Origin of the sequence: Chroococcidiopsis sp. CCALA 051 (assembly GCF_003015105.1) — a bacterium.
In the GTDB taxonomy this organism is placed as follows: Bacteria; Cyanobacteriota; Cyanobacteriia; order Cyanobacteriales; family Chroococcidiopsidaceae; genus Chroococcidiopsis; species Chroococcidiopsis thermalis.
This window is the reverse complement of record NZ_PYCI01000014.1, coordinates 38666-60567: the sequence shown is the minus strand read 5'-3', so window position 1 is coordinate 60567 and position 21902 is coordinate 38666. Positions and strand designations below refer to the sequence as shown.

Annotated in this window: 20 protein-coding genes; 5 read left to right on the top strand and 15 right to left on the bottom strand. The window is 43.4% G+C overall.

The annotated features are described in order from the left end of the window. Window positions 1-287: 287 nt before the first annotated feature. Complete coding sequence (locus C7Y66_RS05380) at window positions 288-851, top strand: hypothetical protein (protein ID WP_015154078.1); 564 nt, start codon at window positions 288-290, stop codon at window positions 849-851. An 86-nt stretch (window positions 852-937) separates the two neighbouring features. Here C7Y66_RS05380 and C7Y66_RS05375 read toward each other — a convergent pair whose 3' ends face one another. The 6 genes from C7Y66_RS05375 to C7Y66_RS30430 all read right to left on the bottom strand — a co-directional run bounded on the left by C7Y66_RS05375 (window position 938) and on the right by C7Y66_RS30430 (window position 7276). Continuing rightward, on the bottom strand, window positions 938-2083 hold the full coding sequence (locus tag C7Y66_RS05375; RefSeq protein ID WP_106544770.1) for a histidinol-phosphate transaminase: 1146 nt from the start codon (window positions 2081-2083) through the stop codon (window positions 938-940). Beyond that, the gene (locus tag C7Y66_RS05370) at window positions 2083-2730 is read right to left on the bottom strand and encodes a YqiA/YcfP family alpha/beta fold hydrolase (RefSeq protein ID WP_106544769.1); all 648 of its coding nucleotides are present in this window, start codon (window positions 2728-2730) and stop codon (window positions 2083-2085) included. Before C7Y66_RS05370 ends, C7Y66_RS05375 begins: the two co-directional genes overlap by 1 nt. A gap of 144 nt (window positions 2731-2874) precedes the next feature. Then, window positions 2875-3723 carry a DUF4388 domain-containing protein gene (locus C7Y66_RS05365; RefSeq protein WP_106544768.1) on the bottom strand — a complete coding sequence of 283 codons (849 nt, stop codon included), beginning with the start codon at window positions 3721-3723 and terminating at the stop codon, window positions 2875-2877. A 303-nt stretch (window positions 3724-4026) separates the two neighbouring features. Then, window positions 4027-5406 carry a glutathione-disulfide reductase gene (gene gor / locus C7Y66_RS05360; RefSeq protein WP_015154074.1) on the bottom strand — a complete coding sequence of 460 codons (1380 nt, stop codon included), beginning with the start codon at window positions 5404-5406 and terminating at the stop codon, window positions 4027-4029. 158 nt (window positions 5407-5564) lie between these two features. Further along, on the bottom strand, window positions 5565-6914 hold the full coding sequence (gene gorA / locus C7Y66_RS05355; RefSeq protein ID WP_106544767.1) for a glutathione-disulfide reductase: 1350 nt from the start codon (window positions 6912-6914) through the stop codon (window positions 5565-5567). 89 nt (window positions 6915-7003) lie between these two features. Next, window positions 7004-7276 (bottom strand): hypothetical protein, encoded by a 273-nt coding sequence (locus C7Y66_RS30430; protein ID WP_146149736.1) that lies wholly within the window; start codon window positions 7274-7276, stop codon window positions 7004-7006. Between the two features lie 146 nt (window positions 7277-7422). On the opposite strand from C7Y66_RS30430, the gene C7Y66_RS05350 reads away from it, so the two are divergent. Both C7Y66_RS05350 and C7Y66_RS05345 read left to right on the top strand, forming a co-directional pair. Continuing rightward, a complete protein-coding gene (locus C7Y66_RS05350) occupies window positions 7423-9225 on the top strand; it encodes an ABC transporter ATP-binding protein (protein ID WP_106544766.1) in 1803 nt (600 codons plus the stop codon). Between the two features lie 91 nt (window positions 9226-9316). Beyond that, entirely contained in the window at window positions 9317-9697 is a 381-nt protein-coding gene (locus C7Y66_RS05345) for a DUF2237 family protein (RefSeq protein WP_106544780.1), read from the top strand. Window positions 9698-9713: 16 nt separating this feature from the next. On the opposite strand, the gene C7Y66_RS05340 is transcribed toward C7Y66_RS05345, so the two are convergent. The 7 genes from C7Y66_RS05340 to C7Y66_RS05310 all read right to left on the bottom strand — a co-directional run bounded on the left by C7Y66_RS05340 (window position 9714) and on the right by C7Y66_RS05310 (window position 16286). Next, the gene (locus C7Y66_RS05340) at window positions 9714-10454 is read right to left on the bottom strand and encodes a DUF4079 domain-containing protein (RefSeq protein WP_106544765.1); all 741 of its coding nucleotides are present in this window, start codon (window positions 10452-10454) and stop codon (window positions 9714-9716) included. A 207-nt stretch (window positions 10455-10661) separates the two neighbouring features. After that, window positions 10662-11714, bottom strand: a complete 1053-nt coding sequence (locus C7Y66_RS05335; protein ID WP_106544764.1) for a DMT family transporter — start codon at window positions 11712-11714, stop codon at window positions 10662-10664. A 40-nt stretch (window positions 11715-11754) separates the two neighbouring features. After that, the gene (locus C7Y66_RS05330; protein ID WP_106544779.1) at window positions 11755-12138 is read right to left on the bottom strand and encodes a hypothetical protein; all 384 of its coding nucleotides are present in this window, start codon (window positions 12136-12138) and stop codon (window positions 11755-11757) included. Window positions 12139-12292: 154 nt separating this feature from the next. Continuing rightward, window positions 12293-13528, bottom strand: coding sequence for a hypothetical protein (locus C7Y66_RS05325; RefSeq protein WP_106544763.1), 1236 nt, complete (start codon window positions 13526-13528; stop codon window positions 12293-12295). Between the two features lie 136 nt (window positions 13529-13664). Beyond that, entirely contained in the window at window positions 13665-14423 is a 759-nt protein-coding gene (locus C7Y66_RS05320; RefSeq protein ID WP_106544762.1) for an SDR family oxidoreductase, read from the bottom strand. Window positions 14424-14516: 93 nt separating this feature from the next. Further along, window positions 14517-15416 carry an AraC family transcriptional regulator gene (locus C7Y66_RS05315; protein ID WP_106544761.1) on the bottom strand — a complete coding sequence of 300 codons (900 nt, stop codon included), beginning with the start codon at window positions 15414-15416 and terminating at the stop codon, window positions 14517-14519. Window positions 15417-15734: 318 nt separating this feature from the next. Then, window positions 15735-16286, bottom strand: coding sequence for a Crp/Fnr family transcriptional regulator (locus C7Y66_RS05310; protein WP_233222537.1), 552 nt, complete (start codon window positions 16284-16286; stop codon window positions 15735-15737). 478 nt (window positions 16287-16764) lie between these two features. On the opposite strand from C7Y66_RS05310, the gene C7Y66_RS05305 reads away from it, so the two are divergent. Next, window positions 16765-19038 carry a glycosyltransferase gene (locus C7Y66_RS05305; protein ID WP_106544759.1) on the top strand — a complete coding sequence of 758 codons (2274 nt, stop codon included), beginning with the start codon at window positions 16765-16767 and terminating at the stop codon, window positions 19036-19038. Between the two features lie 79 nt (window positions 19039-19117). On the opposite strand, the gene C7Y66_RS05300 is transcribed toward C7Y66_RS05305, so the two are convergent. Together C7Y66_RS05300 and sufR are read right to left on the bottom strand one after the other, a co-directional pair. Then, window positions 19118-19375 (bottom strand): hypothetical protein, encoded by a 258-nt coding sequence (locus C7Y66_RS05300; protein WP_106544758.1) that lies wholly within the window; start codon window positions 19373-19375, stop codon window positions 19118-19120. 152 nt (window positions 19376-19527) lie between these two features. Beyond that, on the bottom strand, window positions 19528-20199 hold the full coding sequence (sufR, locus tag C7Y66_RS05295; RefSeq protein WP_106544757.1) for an iron-sulfur cluster biosynthesis transcriptional regulator SufR: 672 nt from the start codon (window positions 20197-20199) through the stop codon (window positions 19528-19530). A 207-nt stretch (window positions 20200-20406) separates the two neighbouring features. Between sufR and sufB the strand changes: the two genes are divergently transcribed. Then, the gene (gene sufB, locus C7Y66_RS05290) at window positions 20407-21846 is read left to right on the top strand and encodes a Fe-S cluster assembly protein SufB (RefSeq protein WP_106544756.1); all 1440 of its coding nucleotides are present in this window, start codon (window positions 20407-20409) and stop codon (window positions 21844-21846) included. Window positions 21847-21902 lie beyond the last annotated feature (56 nt).

The window sequence follows — 21902 nt, the reverse complement described above, 5'->3', positions numbered from 1 at the left end:
ATACGGTATTAATTATTGCTTAAATAGATATTAGCCTCTTCTCAGCCTATAAGATTTATGAATTTAATCTTTATTAAGGCTTTAAACTTACCTCATAGTTACTTTATATCAGCCTTTGCTAGATCAAATAGAATATGAAGCAAAATGGGTAACCAAAGACAAAAATCGCGTTTTTGTTTGCTCTGTCGTCATGTTTTAGATTGAAGGGAAGGCAAAGCAGTTGGATTTAACTCCTAGCTACTCTTTATACTTACAAACCCACAGAAAACTTATCTTGAGTAGGAAAAATGGATAGTAGAATCCAATCGTATTACCAACCTGCTCTACTACTAGCCCAAACCCCTTGTAGCAGTATCGGCATTACCGATTCCTGTGGTTCTAGCAGCATGACACATATTAACGAAAGTCAGAATGCTTCAGAAATTCTACAGCTGCTGCACAACGGGCAAGTACTGATGGTCAACAGTCGCCGCAGAAATGGGTTGATCGTGATCAAGCGCTTTCATGCAGAATTTGCCGGACCTGGAGCCGCAGTGGGGGGTTTTTACGATCGCGATTGTCAAGCAGCAATACCAGTCGGAAATCTTTCTTTAGTTACGCCTGAATCCCATGAAGACTGTCAGAAAGCTTACTTAATCCGACGGCAGTGGATTCGGTTGATGAAGCAAATTACCGAGAAGACAGTTCCCCAGCAACGAGTGCAAAAAATTCTCGAACAATTTGAACAGTATTTTGACACGGAAACTGTAAATCGTGTTTCAGACGAGGCTTTTGCCCTGCTAGTTGGCATTCTGCCCCAAACTGTTGCTATGGTACGCCGACCGAGTAGCATTGAGCGCCGCCGAATTTAGGATGCGCAGTTGAGGGGTTAAGACAAGACAAGGGAGACAAGGGAGACAAGGGAGACAAGGGGGACAAGGAAGCAATTCTGGTTCCATCAGCCACTCAGAACTGATAAAAGTCTCTCTAAAGTACGAGCATTTTCCTCTGGTGTGCCGATAGTAATTCGCAAGCCGTTGCTAATCTGTCTGACTAACGTACCGCTAGCTTGTAACTGTTGATGTAACTTGTTAAGGGAATCGCTTTCTAGGGCGATCGCATCCTGCTGTAACTGAATAAAAATAAAATTAGCCATACTTGGATAGACTTTGAACTGAGGGCAAGCGGTTAAAACCTGCATTAGCTTGCTTCTTTCAGATAAAATTTGGGGAATTGCGCTCAATAAGGTGTGACGATACTGAAGAGCAATCGCGGCTGCTGCTTGAGAATATGTAGGTAAATTATAAGGGAGACGAATTTTTTCCAAAGTCATAATTAATTCTGGATGCCCGATCGCATAGCCTACCCGATGTGCTGCCAAGCGAAAAGCTTTGGAAAATGTCCGCAGTACAATCCAATTCGAGCGGTGCAATAATTCGCTGGCAACAGTTGTTTGACTAAACTCGAAATAAGCTTCGTCAATGACGACTAAAATCTCCTGTGGTAAGCTACGCAACCACTCCAATTCCGCTGTAGTTAAAGCATTAGCTGTAGGTGAATTGGGATGGACGACAAACACAACGCGGATGGGAGGATTTTGCTCGTTCGCGATCGCCAATTTTGCCGCAGTTAGATCGATCTCGAAGTTGTCGGGGTTTCGCGCCACAGCGATCGCGGGAATACCCAAAGTTTGAGCTAAAATTCCATACATCGAAAACGTAGGATTGGCAACTAAAATCGCTCCTTCTCCCTGCAAGCAAGTTGCAATTAACAAAGAACGAATCAGTTCGTCCGAACCATTACCGACAGAAATATTGGCGCTGGTAAAACCAGCATCAGCTAGTACCGCTGACTCATTGACATATTGGGCGATCGCGCTTTTGAGCTGAGCGTGTTCCCCATCAGGATAGCGGTTGCTCTCTAGTGCGTGCTGATACATCCAGGCAAGCTTTTCTTTCAACTCCTGGGGTAGATCGAACGGACTTTCATTTGTATCTAAGCGATCGAGCGCAATTGACGACTCAACAGCTTTTCCAGATGGACTATTGGGATGGGGTTTGTAAGCTGTGAACCGAGCCAGGTCTGAGCGGATGAATGGCAGCATTACTTGCCTGATAACTGACAGAAAGCTTTAATTATATCCCAAATCTCAGGCAGGACATTAGCTAAAGCGTGGTCGCTATCTAGCTCAATTAATTGTACCCAAGGGCGGTGACGCGCAAAATTGCGGCTGGATTGCACTGGAATCACTTCATCGTGAATTCCGTGAAGAATGAGAGTGGGGAGAGGGCGGGATATTTCTGTTTCTCGATACTGCGTGGCATCGAGGACGAAATTATAATCTAGGGGTAGCAAGCAGTTTTCGCCGTAATGATAGGTCTGTAGATACCTATCTGTCCGCCATTGCTGAAGCTGTGCCGTGCCTAATCGCGGCAGCCAGTGGGTGAGAAATTCAAATGCAGGTGCGAGTAATACTAACCGTTGAATTTGCTGGTAATTCTGCCCCAACCAAGCTGCGGTTAGCCCACCTAAACTAGAACCAACAACTGTGACAGATGTAGGAAGTGGTGGTAACAGAGTAACAACTTGATGTAACTGCCGCGTGATTGTTAAATGTGAAAAATCGCCCTGATTGAGATCGGGAACGCATAAAGATAGACCGATTTGGGCAAAGCGATCGCATAGATAGACAGCCTTAGCCGACTGAGGGCTAGAGGCAAAACCATGTAAATAAATGAATTTGCTGCTCAAGTGTCAATTTGTTGTTCAAGCGGTTGACAGTTGACAGTTAATATGCTGTTCGCAGATAACTAACAAAACATGAATCTTCTTACCCATAAATGTAACGCTTTAACGTTAATAAATTCATCTTGACAAATGCATGTTGAACCAGCATCAGACAATTTTAGTATTGAGTAAGTTGACTAAATTCTTGACTAGCGAAGGATTAGCTACCGCAGCACCATTCGCTCCTACACCGCTCTCAATCACTGTTTCTTCAGTTGTCTCCCCAGACATGAGAGAGGTAGAGACAGAGCCTAATAACCCAACGACCTTCATCCGAAAAGCGATTTGTTGGATGGATTCCAATGGTTGTTGCAACTGCTTGGCGATCGCTTCAATTGAAGTTTTACCATTAACGAGTTCCCATACTTGCCTTTCTTGGGCATCGAGTTGGAATCGTGGCTTAGCAACAACATTCTTATTTAAAATGTCAGATGGGGTTGGCAGTTTTGCCGTAAATGGCTTCCAGTCTCGCAATACCCGCAAACCTAATAAAGTTGCCTCTGCTACTGGTAAGCTCAAACCCGTCATTTCGATTTTCGGTAAAGTCGCTTGCGAATTAAAGCTAAAATGACCCCGCGATAATTTAAATAAAGCGCAGACAGGCTGAATGACTTGAGCGTGAAACAAAACCTGTAATTGTTCGGCATTCAACTGTCCATTTGTTTTCAACTCAACTCCCAGAGGATGTTCTATGCCATTTGGCTCAGACAAGATATTGAGTAATTCTGGTGCAATCCAGCCCCGCTTATCGATCATTGAGAGCAAGTGCTGGTTATCGAGTTGCTCGACTATTGCAACAATACCACCTGCTTGAAACCAGAGATAGCAGCTTTTTCCTAGTTGAGAGTCGTCACTTGGTTCAGGCTGAAGCGAGAGCAAGCCCGTTTGGTGAAATTGCTCGATGAAATGAAAAATATTCAGTAAGGAAAATTCTAATAATTGTCCGGTAATTTCCATAATTGGCTGTTCTCGATTTGATTCCCACCCTTGCCAAGTCTTGTGATGTTATTTACATCTTCACTGCTATGAATGCTGCTAGATAAAAAGAGCTAAAACTTTTATCTAAAAATAGTACAAGCCATTTATAACAACTGTAGTTGTCGAAAATATCCGTGAAATTATTGATATTTGCGATCGCGCTTGGCAGGCTTACGCAGATTGTCCACAATAATATGGCAAAAAAAACAAGCTAGCCGTAATGTGACTAGCTGTGCATAAAAGTAGAAATGAATTCGACGGAAACAGGGAGTAGTCTTACCATCAACGCATAGTGACGAATTCTTCAGCGGTAGAAGGATGAATGCCAACAGTAGCATCGAAATCTTTTTTGGTTGCGCCCATAGTTACGGCGATCGCCACTCCTTGAATAATTTCCGCCGAGTATTCTCCTACCATATGCGCTCCCAAGACTCGTTCGGTCTGAGCATCGACAACTAATTTCATCAGCGTCTTATCAGCAGCACCAGTCAAGCTGTGAAATAGGGGACGAAAACGGGCGCGATAGATTTTGACTCCATCTTCACTCAGTTGGGCGATCGCGTCATCTTCTGTCATGCCGACAGTGGCGGCTTCGGGAGTAGAAAATACGGCTGAAGCGACGATTTCATGGTTAAAAGCGCGGCGTAGATTACCAAATTCTGTATCCGCGAAAGCACGACCTTCACCAATGGCGACAGGAGTGAGGTTAATCCGGTCGGTACAATCACCGACAGCAAAGATGTGTGGCTGTGAAGTTTGACTAAATTCGTTCACCGCGATCGCCTTAGTGGTACTGTAGCCTGGACCTTCTAGGGAACTGGGAACTAAATCTATACCTGCATTTTCTAAGCCAAGTCCTTCAACATAAGGAGTACGACCAGTTGCAGCTAAAACCACATCGGCAACAACTGGTTCTCGATCTTGGTCAGAGAGTGTTAGCTTTAATCCTTTGGGGACGCGATCGATCGCCTTGACAACATTATCAGTGATGACTTGAATTCCGTGATGAATCATGCCTTGCTGAATTTCATTACGGATGTCGCGATCGAATCCTCGTAAAATCAAATCTTTGCGAATAATTTGGGTAACTTCGCAACCCAGACCGCGCATAATACAGGCAAATTCCACCCCAATGTAACCAGCTCCAATAATCGCTATGTGTTTGGGTTTTTCGGGCAGGTGAAACATTTCATTCGAGGTAATGACATGTTCCATACCCGGAATGTCTGGTTTAATCGGACGACCGCCAACGGCAATTAAGATTTTTTCAGCCGTGACTTTGCGCCCATCTACTTCGATCGTGTGGGGATCTATCAAAGCGGCGCGACTGGGAATTAACTCGACTCCAGCTTTTGCTAAAAAGTTGATATGCAACTGAGAAAGACGGTTCACTTCGTTATCAATAACAGTGATGAAGTGTTGCCAATCTAAACTCGTCTCGCCAACGTGCCAGCCATAACCCGCAGCATCGTGAAACAAAGCCGGAAAGCGAGAACCGTAAACCATGAGTTTTTTCGGAATACAGCCTCGGACGACACAAGTACCACCAACGAGACTTTCTTCTGCGATCGCTACTTTTGCACCGTAGCTAGCTGCCCGTTTAGAAGCTGCTAGCCCTCCAGATCCAGCGCCAATAACAAATAAATCGTAGTCGAATGTCATGAGTCAATATGTTCCTATGGTAGTTGGTAGTTGGTAGTTGGCAGTTGGTAGAAAAATTATCTATCACCTATCAACTGATTTGGTCGCGATCTTCAAGTTTGTGGTGAGATATGTTGGAATAGGAGGGGATTTAACAGGCGTACTGTACGGGTTTAAATTTAATCTAACAAGAAGAATTCCTCTCCGGTGGTTGGATGGATGCCAAGGTTTGCGTCAATATCTTGTTTAGCAATGCCTTTTTGGATCGCAACTGCCAGACTTTGAATAATCTCAGCAGCATTTTCGCCTACCATATGAGCGCCTAACACGCGATCGCTGCGCCGATCTACTACTAATTTCATCATCGCTTGCTCGGAGCGATCTGTCATGCTGTAAAACAGGGGTTCAAATTGGGTGCGGTAGCATTGCACGGCATCGCCGAATTTTTCCCGTGCTTGCGCTTCTGTCAATCCTACAGCAGCAGCTTCAGGACGGGCAACGACAGCGGTAGGAACGAGAGTGTAATCAATTTGTGGCGATTGCTTGTCAAAAATTGTTCGCGCTACTGCCCGACCTTCTGTTCGGGCAACTGGAGTCAATTGCTTGCGATTGGTACAATCACCTACAGCAAAGATATGCGCTTGGTTCGTGCGACTATAAGCATCAACCGCGATCGCGCCTTTTTCATCCAATTCTACCCCAGCATTTTCTAAACCTAGATTTTCAGTGTTGGGGCTTCTACCTGTGGCAAAGAGTACGGTGTCGGCTGCGATCGTCTGAGGATCGTTGCCTTCTAAAACAACCTGCAATCCTGTAGCATCTTGTTTGATTTCTTTTGCCGTTGTGTTGCCGAGAAATTCAATTCCTCTTTGACTCAACCCCTGCTGTACGGCAGTACGAACATCGTCATCAAATCCCGATAAAATTGTTTCATCGCGATCCATTAATGTCACTTCAACGCCGAAAGCATTCATCATGCTAGAGAATTCTACGCCAATATAGCCGCCACCAACAATTGCTAAACGTTGCGGTAGTTGGGGAAGTTCAAGCATTTGACGGGATGTAATTGCATATTCTATCCCTAGAATTTTTGATGGTTTAATGGATTTGCCACCCACAGCAATGATAATTTTGTCAGCCGTGACTTTGCGTCCGTCGATTTCTACGGTGTGTGGATCGATAAAAGTTGCTTGACCCCGAATGACATCAATGCCCGCCTGTTGAAACTTTTTAAAAAAAGATTGGCGGCGCTGTTCGATTTGTTGATGGACGGAGGCGATAAAATACGACCAGTCAAACTGACGATCGCATTTACTCCAGCCGTAACTTGCAGCTGCGCGATCGTGTAAGGCAAAATCAGCAGCGTAGACGATAAACTTTTTAGGGATACAACCACGATTGACACAAGTACCACCAACTGCCTCTCGTTCGGCAATTCCAACGCGGACATCGTAAGTTTTAGCTTGTCTTGCAGCGGCTACTCCCCCAGGACCAGCGCCAATGATAAACAAGTCATAATCGAAAGCCATAGTGAATTTGAGGAAAAATTTAAGCACAAAGCTCTAAACTTATCGGATTTTCGGCTTTATTTCCTCTCTCTGCGGTCTGCTTTTCCTACCTATGCCAACTTGACAGATTTGCCACAACCGTAGTTATAGCGGTTTTCAATCAAGGAAAACACACGATCTGTAGGGGCGCACAGCTGTGCGCCCCTACAAATGTCACCCATCCAATTGAAAATTGCTATTACCAGCGGCAGAAACGGTAAATAGTTAATTATTGAGCGATCGCATCTCTCATATCTTATCCCACGAACCCCTGTGGAGTCTAAGTAGCGATCGCCTAAAATCTCGGTATAACAGTAAAGTGACTTTTCGGCATATTTAAGCATTTTTACGTAAACTCACTATTTTGATATATTTGTTTTTACATAAACCAAACAAAATTTAAAGATTGAGTAAAATTACAAATTGTTGAGTAGCCTTTTTAACTTACTTAAACTACGATTGTGGCTGACTATAGCTAACTTATCTCTACATGATCGGCTACTTATCTAAGTTTTTTTATATCCTTGCAGGCAAGAGAAGACAACTATTTTTCCTAATATTCTTCTTTCTCTTGACTTCTCTGATGGAAGCAATAGGAATTGGACTAGTTGGACCATTTATTGCCTTGGCAAGTAATCCGCAGGCAATCTATCAAAATTCCTGGCTGCATTGGTTTTATACTCAGTCTGGATTTCAAAACGACAAACAATTTTTATATTTACTGAGTGCAGCAACTATCGGAATTTTATACTTCAAGTCTGTCCTAAGCTTTTACGGTCAGAAGTATGTGTTCAAATTTTCCTTCAAGCAGCAAGGTGAACTCTCAGCCAAGTTACTCCACTCCTATTTAGCAGCACCCTACACTTTTCATTTGAATCGCAATTCAGCCTTATTAATTCAGAATGTTGTCAACGAAACCGATAAATTCTGCACTCATTTTATGCTGCCTTTCCTTACATCTTTAGCCAATATCACAGTGATATTGGCTTTGATTTTTTTGCTATCAAAAACGAACTTAATAGCAACACTAAGCGTAGCAGCAATTCTTTTACCAGCCTTTGGGTTAATTTACTTTTTTAGATATAAAATTTCGCAATGGGGACAAGAAGCTTCGGAATCTAATACAGAAATGATTCGGATTATCAATCATGGACTAGGAGGACTGAAAGAGACACGCATTATTGGCTGTGAATCTTATTTTGAGAATCAAATGAAAGCCCAGATTGATAAATTTGCTTTTGCACTTAGCTCCTTTCAAGCATTCTCAATTTTACCGCGTATCTTACTAGAAGCTATTCTAGTAACTTTTTTAGTTGGATTTACAATTATATTTTTACTATCTAATCAGAATGCAGAAAACTTAACTTCTGTTTTGGGTGTGTTTGCAATGGCTTCAATTCGCCTGCTGCCATCAGTAAGTAATACAATCTATGCTTTTGGCATCATGAGAAATAGTACTTATTCAGTTGATAAAGTTTATTACGATTTAAAAGAAATAGAAAATCTAGAAGTCGAGCGGGGTCAAAAAATACTAGACGAGCGAAGCTTACGTAAGTTATTTGATTCAAAAAGCTATAGCAAATGCTGTCTGCCATTCGAGCAAGAAATTATTTTAGACAAAATTACTTATCGCTATCCTAGCGCCACAGAAACCAATCTCAAAGAAATTTCTTTACACATCAAGAAAGGTCAGTCTATTGGGATAATTGGTAAATCTGGAGCAGGTAAGACAACATTAATTGATGTCATCTTGGGACTTTTAGCACCGGAAACAGGAAATATTAGAGTTGATGGTAAAACAATTTACAACGATCTGCGCTCCTGGCAAAATTTAATTGGCTACATTCCGCAATCTATTTTTCTGATAGACGACACAATTGAGAAAAATATTACTTTTGGTGTTCCAGACGATCTGATTGACAAGCCAAGATTAGAGAAAGCCATTCAGTCGGCTCAGTTAGAGGAATTGATCGAGCAACTTCCCGATGGAATCAATACAGTTGTTGGCGAACGGGGAGTACGCCTCTCGGGAGGACAACGCCAGCGAATCGGAATTGCTCGCGTCCTCTATCACGAACGGGAGATTTTGGTGCTAGATGAAGCGACTGCTGCACTGGATAACGAAACTGAAAGTCTTGTCAGCGAGGCTATTCGCTCTCTCAGCGGGACTAAAACCATGATTATCATAGCTCACCGTCTTTCTACTCTCGAACATTGCGATCGCGTCTACTCGATTGAAAAAGGTCGAGTCGTTAAATCGGGTAGTTATCAAGAAGTTGTTGCGTGCGTGTAGATTATGAAAAGAGCCAGCGATCGAGCATTTGTCTTAAAATAGGAGATCTTTATAAAGCAAATAAAGAGAGACTTTTGGAGAGATGACGATCGTGGCACAGGCTAGAAATGTTCTCGGTAGCGAACTGAAAACTTGTTGCAGCGCTCCTATGACTGGGTATTACCGCGACGGTAAATGTAATACTGGTGCAGGCGATTATGGAGCGCATGTCGTTTGCGCAGAACTAACGGCAGATTTCTTGAATTTTACCAAGTCGCGGGGAAACGATCTCAGCACACCCGTACCTGAGTTTAACTTTCCTGGCTTAAAACCAGGCGATCGCTGGTGCTTGTGCGCTTCTCGTTGGCAAGAAGCTCTAGATGCTGGTGTCGCACCGCCAATAATTTTACAGTCAACTCACGCATCGGCACTAGAATACGTTTCTCTGAGCGAACTCAGGCAACACGCTCTCGATCGCGATACAACTGAATAAAACGTCAATCTATTCTCTACTCTTTTGCAATGCGCCACTCACCAGTCACAGAAGTTGGGGTAGGACAAGTCTTTTGATTAAAATCACACTTGTAGATGAATGGTTCTTGCCAGTGTAAAGGAATTTCTAGCAAGTCTCGCGTCCCAGTCATCCCCTGTCCGATAAAGAGTAATAGCGCGAGCGAATTTAAAATAGCATGGACGATCCGCCAGCGATGGGAGCGATCCTGATAGATATCTTGCATAATCGCTAAGGAAAAAATCATCAGCATTGCTGCCGTCAATCCGATATAGAAATGAGATACAAACCATTCGTTATCGCGACGGAAGACACCTTCTTGGAAACCCAGAATCACTAAACCCATTCCTGTCAAAGTGGCAAACACTCCCCGCCAAAGTTTTTGTTTGGCTTGATAAAGCAACACCAAAGAGGCGATGGTTGCACCAAACATCAAGGTGATAAAGATAACTTGAAAAGGGTTTTTACTCCAGACTTGGTTAGTTGCAATGTGGTAAAAAATGGGACGGGCAAGCCCTACAAGTGCTAATCCTACTACGCCTCCAGCCAACCACTTGCCAAATTTATTATGTTCCACGCCAACTGTCGGGGGAATTTTACTTTTCTCACCCCCTTTAGCTTGCAATCGGCGCTGGCGCGTCTGCCATGCGAAGTTAGCCACGATCCCAATCAAAGGGAAGATGAAAGTAACGGCGATCGCGGGATGCAAAAGTCTCCAAGCATCGAGTAAGTCTACCATACAAAACCTCTGCAACAATAATGGGTTTAATCTGCTAGTCCACTAAATTACGTAAATTTCAATTTATCTGGATGCTGGTGGCAAACAGGCAATGAGTTAAATTTACAACAACCTTCTCTAAATCAGAAGTACGCAGATAATTGCTAGTTACCACCCCCTCAGTTATGCGATCGCTTCAAGAATTCGACGTTCTCAGCCAGCATTGACTTATATCCCTTTAAATCCCATATTACTTTCGATTTCTTGCTGTTTTTGAATCGAAGCGTTCCGTGTAGCAGCACGAATTGATGCTTTTTGCCGGATGCCGATTTGACTCAGAAAAACTCCAATAACTATGACACTGCCACCTATATACTGCGCCAGTGTTGGAACTTCTCCTAAAATGAAATAAGCTGCGAGAATCCCTGCAATGGGAGTAAAAGAGCTAACTAAAGAAGCTTCAGATATAGAAGTAGCTCTTAAACCAGTCATCCAGAAAGTCTGACCGAGTACGACAATAATAGAACCATAAACTAACATCCATTCCCACAAGAAAGGAGAAAATACATCCATAAAATGTCCCCTGCCGTAGAGTAGTAAAGCAGCGAAAAAGAAAATAACTGTTCCCCAAGCGGTGCGAAAAATGCTGTAAATTCCTAAAGAAACCCGAGAGAGGGTTAGCTTACCAAGAATTGTGGCTGTTGCTAAAGCTATGGCAGCAGCAATAGTGAAAATTTCACCCATGCCTAGCATTAAGCTTATATTATTTACTCCTTGTAGAATTGGAAACAAAAAAATAATCGAAATTACTCCCGTAAAGGCAATAGATGCACCCAAAATTTCCCAAAAATTAACTCTTTCAGACAATAGCCAGACAGACAATAGCAAAGTTAAGGGTGGCTCTAATCTTCCCAAAAACACTACAGTATTGACATTAGTAACAGCTAGTGCCTGAAAAATTAAACTCGGCGCGATCGCTCCTGCTAAAGTTGATACGACTATCAATCCCAACCACTCTCGTCGAGAAAGTCGCTTTAACATAGCTGGTTGTATTTGCCGTCGATAAATAATTAGCAGTACCAACAAAGCGCAGAGATTGCCAACAAATAAAACATTGCACAGAGAAATGGGATTGCGATCGCCCTGAAAATGTCTCGCACCAATTTCGGTCAGCTTGCGCGTGACTGAGTTAGCTGCACCAAAAATAGAAATAGCTAGCCATAGATAAATCTGTGGCTTAACTTTAAAAAGTAATAATCGGCATATCCCAATCTGTAACAAAGCTTTTCCTCATGCGATCGCGACTAGAATGACTTGACTATTACTTCACTTCACTCGGCTCAAACTTCGTCACTCTGCCTTTTCTCAATGCCACGACCACATCGTAGGTAGCACAGTAAGCAAATGTATAATCGTTAGCTTTGTTATAAAGTAGTACGACCATACCCGCACCACCAGGCTGCACCGCTACTGGCAGCAGATCGCCAAAGAAATAGCGTCGTAGTTCGTCACCACCACCTAACTGTCCCTTGTGTGCGGTAATTAATTCAATTTTCTTTTGGATCGGTATATCAGTTGGACCTTTCATTTGCATCTCTTGGGCAGATGCTTGACCTAACTGAGGATCGATCGCTCTCAGCGGCACTTCTGCAACTGCTACTAATCCGAATAAAGCAAAGCCAGCTAAAACAGACGTGAGTTTCACTTGATTCACTCCTAAGAATTTGAGAATAAACAACAATTCGACAATTTCAGCATCTATCGCTTACCTAAGTTACGACTGATGAATTTATGAGTTTTTCCTGAGAACAACGTAAGAATTAGCTCTTAATTCGGCTTTGAGTTCGTGCGTCGAGAAATTACAATAGGCGAAATACGATCGGGCAGTTGTTGATGATGCCTGTCGAGCCAAACTCGGAACCATTAGGACCAGTGAGGAAACCAGATTCAACTAGACCCAGGATGTGGAATTCTTCTCGTAGCTGGGTGCGATCGCCGTTGTTTACTGCATCCTGCGTCCACTCGTAAAGGTTGATATCCCAAAGTGGGCTATAGTCATTCGCGATCGTCGGGATACCTCCTAAAACGTTATTAGGGCGATAACCGTCAGTTAAAGCCGCGTACAGCCCTTGGCGTTGTGGATTCTTACAACCATTTTGCGACGGTCCATTTATGGCAATAAAAATCCGCTCGACAGCACTACTAAAACTATCGTCACCACCTACTTCTATCTTCTGTAAAGCAGGGGCAGAAGTTGCACCTTCAATTGCAGCCACCGTTGGATCGCTGGAATCCATTGAAACGTACCACACCGGACGACCGAAACTGAAACCGTTGACCAAGTTTAAAGTGACAGTCATTTTCTCAGTATCGATCGCCACAACTTCATCGTGTACTAGCTTGTAGTTGGGGTTGCCTTGAGGAAAATTAATCTTATCGGCAGGCACGTTAAAAGCAACTATCGGTGCATTGTAGACCCGACCCCCAGAGTTAAGTATTCTCACTAAAGGACTGTAATCCTTGTCTCCAACCGAGCCAGGTTGGGCGCTAGCGACTGGGAAAGGACGTTCTTTAGACCCTGGCTGTACTTGTCTTTCTGGGCTGAAATCAACTTTCCCCTGGTCGAAAATAATTTCTCCCTGAGAGTTGAAGTTGCCAGTCCGCGCCCCTGGAGTTGAGTAGGATAGTTTGGACGAAAAGTTAAAACCGAGTGCTTCAGCATTTGCCTCGTCGTCTGTGTCGGTGATGACGTACCAAACAGTTTCGCCCGATTTTAAATAACCTTTATACAAGGGTAGAGTCACAGTACCAGGAAAAGAATTGCGATCGAAACTAACCGTTCCCGATCGCAGTGTTTGCACTGGACCAACCAGGCTGGGATCGGTTGGAGGAGGTCCAAAATAAGTTTGGTCAACACGAGTACCTATCGATGCCGATGCAGGGAAAAAATTGCATCCAGGTCCAGATCCGAGGGGTCCAGGTCCAGGTCCAGACTCTGCCAAAGCTGCTAGAGGTAAAACAAGGGTTGCAGCTATTGTTGTGGAAATTGTTTGTACCACTTTCAAGGCAGAGTGTAACCACCGATTTGTATACATCACGTCACATCCTTCAACTAAAATTTTTTTCAGGCAACTAAAATTTTGCAAAGCGATCGCTCGCTAGATATCATCAGATCCAGCGAGAACAGATCGAAGAAGTAAAATTTGTAGGTCACTTCAAGTGCGAGCGCCCTTACTGCACGGTGTAGCCACCATCCACAGCTAAAGTGTGTCCGGTAACAAAAGAAGCTGCATTGGAGGTCAACCAAAGTACCGCAGCAGCGATTTCTTCAGGTCTACCGACTCGTCCGATTGGGTGTCGATCGCCAAAAGCCGCGATCGCTTCTTGACTTCCGCCGACAAAGCGATCGAGCATAGGAGTGTGAATCACAGCTGGAGCCACGGCGTTGACTCGAATTCCAGCTCTAGCACATTCCAGCGCCGCAGCTTTGGTTAGTCCTACTACACCATGCTTGCTAGCTGTATAAGTAGCGACATTGGGCATGGCAATTAGTCCTACCACCGAAGCATTGTTGACAATTGCTCCGCCGCCGTTTTTCAACATGTGGGCAATCTCGTATTTCATCGACAGCCAAACGCTTTTCATATTGGCATCAATCACGCTGTGCCAATTGTCTTCTGTTTCATCAACGATCGCACCCAGTTTTCCTTCGATGCCTGCATTGTTGAAGGCGCAATCTAATCGACCGTAAATCGATACAGTCTTATCCACTAATGCCTCAACTTCACTAGCTTGCGTCACGTCAGTTTTGATAAAGACAGCATCACCACCAGCTGCTTTAATTTGGCTAACCGTTTTCTCTCCTGCTGCTGGAGTGCGACTGGCGATCGCAACTTTGGCTCCAGCTTGAGCAAATGCGATCGCGGTTGCTTGACCAATTCCCGTACTACCACCTGTAACCAAAGCAACTTTATCTTTCAGCTCGTTCATTGGTATTTCTTTTTGAGTAACGATTAGAAAAATAAAGAATTTGGCTAACTGCTGTCTTGTGAATTCTTGCCCTAAATTATGGAAATCTTGCCATTACAACCCTGCTCTGTATTTTTTAGGTGTGACTCCCACAATATGACGGAATTTAGCCGTGAAGCAGCTTTGATCGTGAAATCCGACTTGTCGAGAGATGACTGCAATCGATAAATCTTGCCAGTGCAACAGTTGTTTTGCTTTCTCAATCCGGCATTGGAGTAAATATTGATAAGGTGTGACTCCGAAGGCTTGCTTGAACGATCGCGCAAAGTAAAAGGTACTCATTTGTACCACAGCAGCTAGTTCGGCTAGACTCACATTTTGCTCTAGGTGCGAGTGCATGTAATCGATGACTGGTTGGAATCTGCGGCGAGATAGCGTACCTTGTTTGTACAAACTATGTTTTTGTGCCGAATAGTGTCTGAGTAGATGAGCGGCAAGCATTGTTGCTGCTGACTCGACATAAAGTAGACTGCTCGATTCACCTACTTCGAGTTCTGCTTTGAGTGCCAAACCGATTTGGTGGACGAGCGGATCGGACGTGGCAAAATGTGGTACGAGTTCGATGCGATCGCTATTAACAGATTCATGGGCAATTTGAGCTACGTATGCAGGATCGAGAAAAAGCAAGGTAAATTCAATTTGCTGCCTCCAAGCTGCTTTTTGTGGCACTTTTGCCGGAGTAATCTCAACATACCCGTCGATGACTTGCTCGTTCCGCGTTCTTCCGTCCAGCATCCGTTCTGCTTGCATTGGCTGCTGGCAGTGATGAATTACGATGGAATGGTGGCTCAGAGAATGCTCTATCGCCTCCCAAGGCGGCTGTCGGTGACGATCGACGCGAACTCCGCTCCATCCTATGTCGTGGCTTGTTTGGAAGGGAAAGTAAGGGAGAAGTCGAGTACCTATGTAGCTCTCGTGGGAGGGATCGAAAATAAAAGGGTTGAATTCTGTCATAGACGATTTTTCTCAATCCACAACTGCGGTAAAATTCGTCAGGAGAGAGCCTAGCGCGATCGCGATTTGGAGAAAATGATTAGAATCAATTCTTGTGTTAAAATTTACACGTTAATATATTTAGTTACACGATCTAAAAAATAAGATTAAAACATAACTACAAATTTTTGTTTGAATTTAAAATAGGGAGCCTTAGGAGCATAGTAGGCGATCGCACCTTAAGTTTTTATAATCTCTATAGTTAAAAACTTCTCCGTAGCGAGCATCAAACCCTGAGTTATCAATTTTGACTTTTGATTTTTAACATTTGACTTTCACTCAGTCATTTAAAGTAATTCTTCTCCTCACACGAGTAATTAACCGCTCATTTTGTAGTTGCGTCAGCGTCCGAGAGAAAACTTCAGGGCTAATGCCGATATCTCCAGCAATTTGTTTTAAAGGACGGTTTAAACTGACCGTTTTTTTGTTGGGAGGAGTCATGACGCGCAGGTAATGCAATACTCGTTCGCGGGCAGAACGAATTCCTCGCAGTTCCAACAATAATTTTGTATAGTGCAATCGGCGTGCTAGCTGCTCGATAAAAGCTGTTGATAGATCTGGATCTTGCGCTAGCGCGGTTAAGAACACTTGCTTTGGAAAAGAGACGATCCGCGAGGGAATTTCAGCAATTACTGTACAAACATAAATTTCATTAAACAGGGCAACTTCAGCAAAGTACTCTCCAGTCATCACGGAATAGTGATTGACAGTCTTTCCTGCTTCAGTGTAGTGGATCAAACTAACTCGCCCAGACTCAACCGCAAAAATAGCTGTTGCTGGATCGTTTTGATGAAAAAGAATTTCTCCAGCCGCTAGATCCTGGTAAGTCATTGCATTTGTGAGGTTAGCAGGCAAAATATCGAAGTTGAAAGCAGTCATACGATCGCGTGCAAAACTTCCACTGTCGCTCAAATGTATGTGGGTTGGAGTATACTCCCATTACTCAAGCCAATCCTTGATTGTAATCAAGTTTGAGATGATTCTTGATGCAGCGTAATTTGCTACTGCTGTGTGACGTATGTAGGGAGATCGGACAATATACTCTACCCGTGGGGGAACTTCAGCTATTGCTCTACGGTCATAGAACTATCTGAATATCTGTTTTAGTCTGCTTCTACAGCAATACATCACGCTATTGCTGGCAGATTTCTATTGGGACAGTTAGGAGCAAACAAAATTTCAACTACTAGCTAAAAGTTGACATAATAAACGATAATAAAAATTATAATTATTTTACAATTGTGTTACCTAACATGGATTGCTAACAAAAATCCAGTGTATTTGTTAGGAAAATTATTGGGTAGTAGGAATGACAGTTTCTCAGATTAAAAGTCAGGGGATAGAGCAGAGAGAACTCAGGCGCGTGAGGCGATCGCGTCTCGCTACGCTAGTTATGCTGAGTATCGTGGCATTTTCTAGCCTGATAGTTGGGGGATGGTTTGCCGGAGAAGGCAGAATTAATTCGATTTTTTTACAAATACAAAATTTTCAAAATAATCCTCCTTTCTGGTTAGAAGTACCAATGTTGTCAGGAGGATATTTACTAGCTCCCACAATTGTTTTACTACTAATTGTGATGCTAGTCATGCGAATTTCTCCCCAACCGAAACGATGGTCGCGACAAATTGTAGTAGCAATATTACTGCTTTTGACTATTCGTTATATTATTTGGCGATCGCTAACTACGCTCAATCTTGCTACTCCCCTCAATGGTGTGTTTAGTCTGGGATTATTGTTCTTAGAATTTCTGGTGTTAACTAGCAGTACAATTCAATTATTTTTAATGTTGAATGTCAAAGACCGCAGCCGCGAAGCCGACCGCTTTGCTGTAGCCGTGCTTGACGGTAGCTTTACCCCGAATGTTGATATTTTAATTCCTACTTATAACGAGCCTACTTTTATCCTCAAACGGACTATTATCGGTTGCCAAGCACTGGAATATTCACATAAAAAAATTTACTTACTTGATGATACGAGCCGAGCAGAAGTTAAAGATTTAGCTATAGAATTGGGTTGTAAATACTTAACTCGTCCCGATAATAAGCACGCTAAAGCAGGTAATTTAAATCACGCGATTGCCAAAACGCAAGGTGAGTTAGTCGTTGTTTTTGATGCAGATTTTGTCCCAACCAGAAATTTTCTAAATCGAACTGTTGGCTTTTTTCAAAACGAAAAAATTGCTTTAGTTCAAACACCTCAAAGTTTTTATAACGCCGATCCAATCGCCCGTAATTTAGGGCTGGAAGATGCGGTTACTCCTGAAGAAGAAGTTTTTTATCGTCAAATTCAGCCCATTAGAGATGGAGCTGATAGCGTCATTTGTGCTGGTACTTCTTTTGTCGTCAGACGCAAAGCACTACAAGCTGCTGGCGGTTTTGTCACAGATTCTTTGAGTGAAGATTACTTTACTGGAATTCGTTTATCGGCGCAGGGTTATCGATTAATTTATTTAGATGAAAAACTCAGTGCAGGTTTAGCAGCCGAAAACATCGCCGCTCATGCTACACAGCGGATCAGATGGGCGCAAGGGACGTTACAAGCATTTTTTATCGACGCAAACCCTTTAACTATCAAAGGATTGCGACCTTTACAAAGAATTGCACATTTAGAAGGATTATTGCATTGGTTCACTAGTATTTCCCGTGTTGGATTTTTAGTTATGCCGCTTGCCTATTCATTTTTAGGAGTGATTCCACTCAGGGCAACAGCAACCGAATTGTTATATTTCTTTTTGCCTTACTATTTAGTTCAACTCTCAGTATTTGCTTGGTTGAATCACCGCTCTCGCTCGGCTTTACTATCAGATATATATTCTTTAGTTCTATGCTTTCCCTTGGCTTTGACAGTAATTCAAGTCATGTTAAGACCGTTCGCCAAAGGATTTAAAGTTACTCCAAAAGGACAACAACGCGATCGCTTTTCATTCAATTGGAAACTAGCTTCACCTTTAATTATTATGTTTAGTGTCACAGCTATCAGTCTGTGGCGCAACTTAGGAATGTCTATGGCGAAAGCAGAATGGGCAACAACAGTACCATTAGAGATTGCTCAACAAATTAGAGGCATTGGTTTGGGTTGGCTATGGAGCGGCTACAACTTAATTATGTTGGGTATTGCAATTTTAATTCTGCTCGACGCTCCCAAACCAGATGTTTACGATTGGTTTGCCCTTCGGCGAACAGTAAGGTGCAATATTCAAGGGGAAAATTATTGGGGAGTCACGACGATGATTTCTGAAGTTGGCGCGGAAATTGCTTTGACACAAAAAGCAATAATTTCAGCAGCAGAAATGCAGCCAGTCACGTTAGAAATTATGGAGGAAGGAGTAGAATTAACTGGTCAAGTGATTCGGACTGGATTTCAAAATGAATTTCCTACAGTCAGGATTGTGTTTCAGCAACTCAGTCTCAGTCAACATCGCTGCTTAGTGGAAATGTTATTTTGTCGCCCTGGACAATGGAAGCGCCACAACACGCCAGGGGAATTTAAATCGATTTTACTGATTTTGAAAATTCTATTCCGACCGCGAATCATATTCGATCGCAATATAGATGTCAATGCGACCGCTGTGTCTCAAGGGTAAAAGAGTTATTGATCATTCGTCATTCGTCATTTGTCGCGCACCACTCTCCACTGATAACTGATAACCGATAACTGAATAGCTACCATTTCAGAAAAGCCGCCTCAAGTCCTTGTTCGCGTCTAATCTTGCCATCTTTCTCAAACCAGGCTACCACTTGCTCTGCGGTTAAATCTTCCATCTTTACGCCGTAGTCTTCGGCTATATGTTTCAACAGCCGTAGCGATGAAACTGTCAGTCTGGTTAAAAACTTTTCTGGAGAAGAAAGCAAGGCTGCATCTACCTTGGCTGACTCTTCCGCCGAGAGAAATTGCATTGAAGGTTGTTGGTCTAGATTCATAAAACTAGTTTGGTAATGGGTAATTGGTAATAGGTAGTTGGTAATAGATTTTTATTTTTGACTTTTAACTTTTGTACTGGCGGGTTCACCAGACAACTCTGATGCCGACGAAGATTTTAGATAAACCCGTCCCTACGACTTACCTCTAACCCCTAACCTCTAGCTCTGACTAAATAACCACAACGGTGTTCGCCGTCAATAATCCAGTGGGTACGCTCGACTTGACAATCGGGTAAAACTGTGGCAAACATTTCTAATTCGTGTCCGCAAACTACAGGAAAGGACTCAGCAACGTTGGCAATGGCGCAATTATGTTCGGTAATGATAAATCCCCTAGCCGAATTCTCTTCGTTGACAAAATACCACTCTGCCATGTAGCCTTCAGCTTTCCTCAATTCTACCAAGTTGGCGACTCGCTCTTGCAGCGAACCCTCACCAACGCGATCGCGGTATTCTAGAGCTTTACGCTCCCATTGCATTCGTAAAATCGTCCCCATTTGTTCTCGCCCCACTGTTTGAGCGAGGGTGTCGAGCAGGGAAACGGCAAATTGCCCATGACTGTCTCCCCCTCCATCATTAATAGTACGACGTAGGCGATCGCGCCCGCGATCGCTTAGTTTATATACGTGCTGCGGTCGCCCCATGCCCAGATGAACTGCTTGATATACAATAAGTTCCTCTGCCTCTAAATCCTTTAAATGGCGACGAATCGCTTGTGGACTGACATCAAGCTCTGTGGCTAGCTCCTGCGCCGTGGCTTGCCCCTGCTTCATTAAATATTGCAGAATATCCTGCTTGGTCGAGGGCTGCTGCGTTGTCACCATTGTCATTCCAAAGTTTTCAGCTGAAAATTTTACTTTGACAACATACCTGTTGTTAATGTAGCGTAAAATGGAGACAGGTTAAACAACAAGCGTGTTGTTTTAGTTACGATTTTTACAATGAGGAAGGTGGGAAGGGGTTAGACCACCCGTCTTTCATCCTTAAAGAGCTACTTCAAGCATTTCAGCCCAACCGAGAGAACACTACCAATGAGTGCAACTGTCAAAACCATCGTCAACCAGCCTTACAAGTACGGCTTTATTACCGACATCGAGGCAGATATCATTCCTCGCGGTCTGAGTGAAGACGTTATCCGCCTGATCTCTGCTAAGAAAGAAGAACCAGAGTTCATGTTGGAATTTCGTCTGAGAGCTTACCGTCAATGGCTGAAGATGACAGAACCTACTTGGCACAGTGTCCAGTATCCTCCCATCAACTATCAAGATATTATCTACTATTCCGCGCCGAAAAAGAAACCAAAGCAACTGAATAGCTTGGAGGAAGTCGATCCGGCATTGCTGGAAACCTTTGAAAAGCTTGGTATTCCCATATCAGAACAGAAGCGTCTATCTAATGTCGCAGTAGATGCCATTTTTGACAGCGTTTCTGTAGCGACTACCTTCAAGGAAAAGCTAGCCAAAGAAGGTGTAATTTTCTGCTCGATTTCCGAAGCTTTACGGGAATATCCAGAGTTGGTACAGAAATATCTGGGTAGTGTCGTCCCAACAGCAGATAATTACTTCGCGGCACTCAATTCCGCTGTATTCAGTGATGGTTCCTTCGTTTATATTCCCAAAAACACCAAATGCCCGATGGAACTGTCTACTTATTTCCGCATCAACAGCGGCGATACAGGACAGTTCGAGCGGACTTTGATTGTAGCCGAGGAAGGGAGCTACGTTTCCTATCTAGAAGGCTGCACCGCACCAATGTACGACACCAACCAGCTGCACGCAGCGGTGGTAGAACTTATCGCTCTAGACAATGCCGAAATTAAATACTCTACCGTGCAAAACTGGTACGCTGGCGACGAGAAGGGGAAAGGTGGAATTTACAACTTCGTCACCAAGCGCGGTTTGTGCCAAGGAGTTAATTCTAAAATTTCTTGGACGCAAGTAGAAACAGGTTCGGCAATTACCTGGAAGTATCCTAGTTGCGTGTTAGTCGGCGATAACTCTGTCGGTGAGTTTTATTCTGTGGCGCTGACAAATAACATGCAGCAAGCCGATACAGGAACGAAGATGATCCATGTTGGCAAGAACACCCGCAGCACGATTATTTCCAAGGGAATTTCTGCCGGAAATTCTAGCAACAGCTACCGTGGTTTGGTGAAAGTTAACCCGAAAGCACAAGGAGCGCGGAATTATTCTCAATGCGATTCCATGTTGATTGGAGACAATGCACGGGCGAATACATTCCCCTACATTCAGGTACAAAATAACACTGCCAAGATCGAGCATGAGGCTTCGACTTCTAAGATTGGTGAAGATCAGTTATTCTACTTCGCACAACGAGGTATTTCTTCAGAAGATGCAATCTCGATGATGATTAGCGGTTTCTGTAAGGATGTGTTTAACCAACTACCAATGGAATTTGCTGTAGAAGCCGATCGCCTGCTGAGTCTGAAACTGGAAGGTAGTGTGGGTTAATAAAATAGGGTGGGCAATGCTCACCCTCAATCAAGCAATTCGCAAGTGAATAGAGA

Bases quoted from the DNA above. Each gene is read 5' to 3' on its own strand.
- C7Y66_RS30430 (WP_146149736.1), bottom strand. From the start codon at position 7,276: ATGCTTAAATATGCCGAAAAGTCACTTTACTGTTATACCGAGATTTTA.
- sufB (WP_106544756.1), top strand. From the start codon at position 20,407: ATGAGTGCAACTGTCAAAACCATCGTCAACCAGCCTTACAAGTACGGC.
- C7Y66_RS05320 (WP_106544762.1), bottom strand. From the start codon at position 14,423: ATGAACGAGCTGAAAGATAAAGTTGCTTTGGTTACAGGTGGTAGTACG.
- sufR (WP_106544757.1), bottom strand. From the start codon at position 20,199: ATGGTGACAACGCAGCAGCCCTCGACCAAGCAGGATATTCTGCAATAT.
- C7Y66_RS05305 (WP_106544759.1), top strand. From the start codon at position 16,765: ATGACAGTTTCTCAGATTAAAAGTCAGGGGATAGAGCAGAGAGAACTC.
- C7Y66_RS05315 (WP_106544761.1), bottom strand. From the start codon at position 15,416: ATGACAGAATTCAACCCTTTTATTTTCGATCCCTCCCACGAGAGCTAC.
- gor (WP_015154074.1), bottom strand. From the start codon at position 5,406: ATGACATTCGACTACGATTTATTTGTTATTGGCGCTGGATCTGGAGGG.
- C7Y66_RS05300 (WP_106544758.1), bottom strand. From the start codon at position 19,375: ATGAATCTAGACCAACAACCTTCAATGCAATTTCTCTCGGCGGAAGAG.
- C7Y66_RS05365 (WP_106544768.1), bottom strand. From the start codon at position 3,723: ATGGAAATTACCGGACAATTATTAGAATTTTCCTTACTGAATATTTTT.
- C7Y66_RS05340 (WP_106544765.1), bottom strand. From the start codon at position 10,454: ATGGTAGACTTACTCGATGCTTGGAGACTTTTGCATCCCGCGATCGCC.
- gorA (WP_106544767.1), bottom strand. From the start codon at position 6,914: ATGGCTTTCGATTATGACTTGTTTATCATTGGCGCTGGTCCTGGGGGA.
- C7Y66_RS05325 (WP_106544763.1), bottom strand. From the start codon at position 13,528: ATGTATACAAATCGGTGGTTACACTCTGCCTTGAAAGTGGTACAAACA.
- C7Y66_RS05310 (WP_233222537.1), bottom strand. From the start codon at position 16,286: ATGACTTACCAGGATCTAGCGGCTGGAGAAATTCTTTTTCATCAAAAC.
- C7Y66_RS05380 (WP_015154078.1), top strand. From the start codon at position 288: ATGGATAGTAGAATCCAATCGTATTACCAACCTGCTCTACTACTAGCC.
- C7Y66_RS05350 (WP_106544766.1), top strand. From the start codon at position 7,423: ATGATCGGCTACTTATCTAAGTTTTTTTATATCCTTGCAGGCAAGAGA.
- C7Y66_RS05375 (WP_106544770.1), bottom strand. From the start codon at position 2,083: ATGCTGCCATTCATCCGCTCAGACCTGGCTCGGTTCACAGCTTACAAA.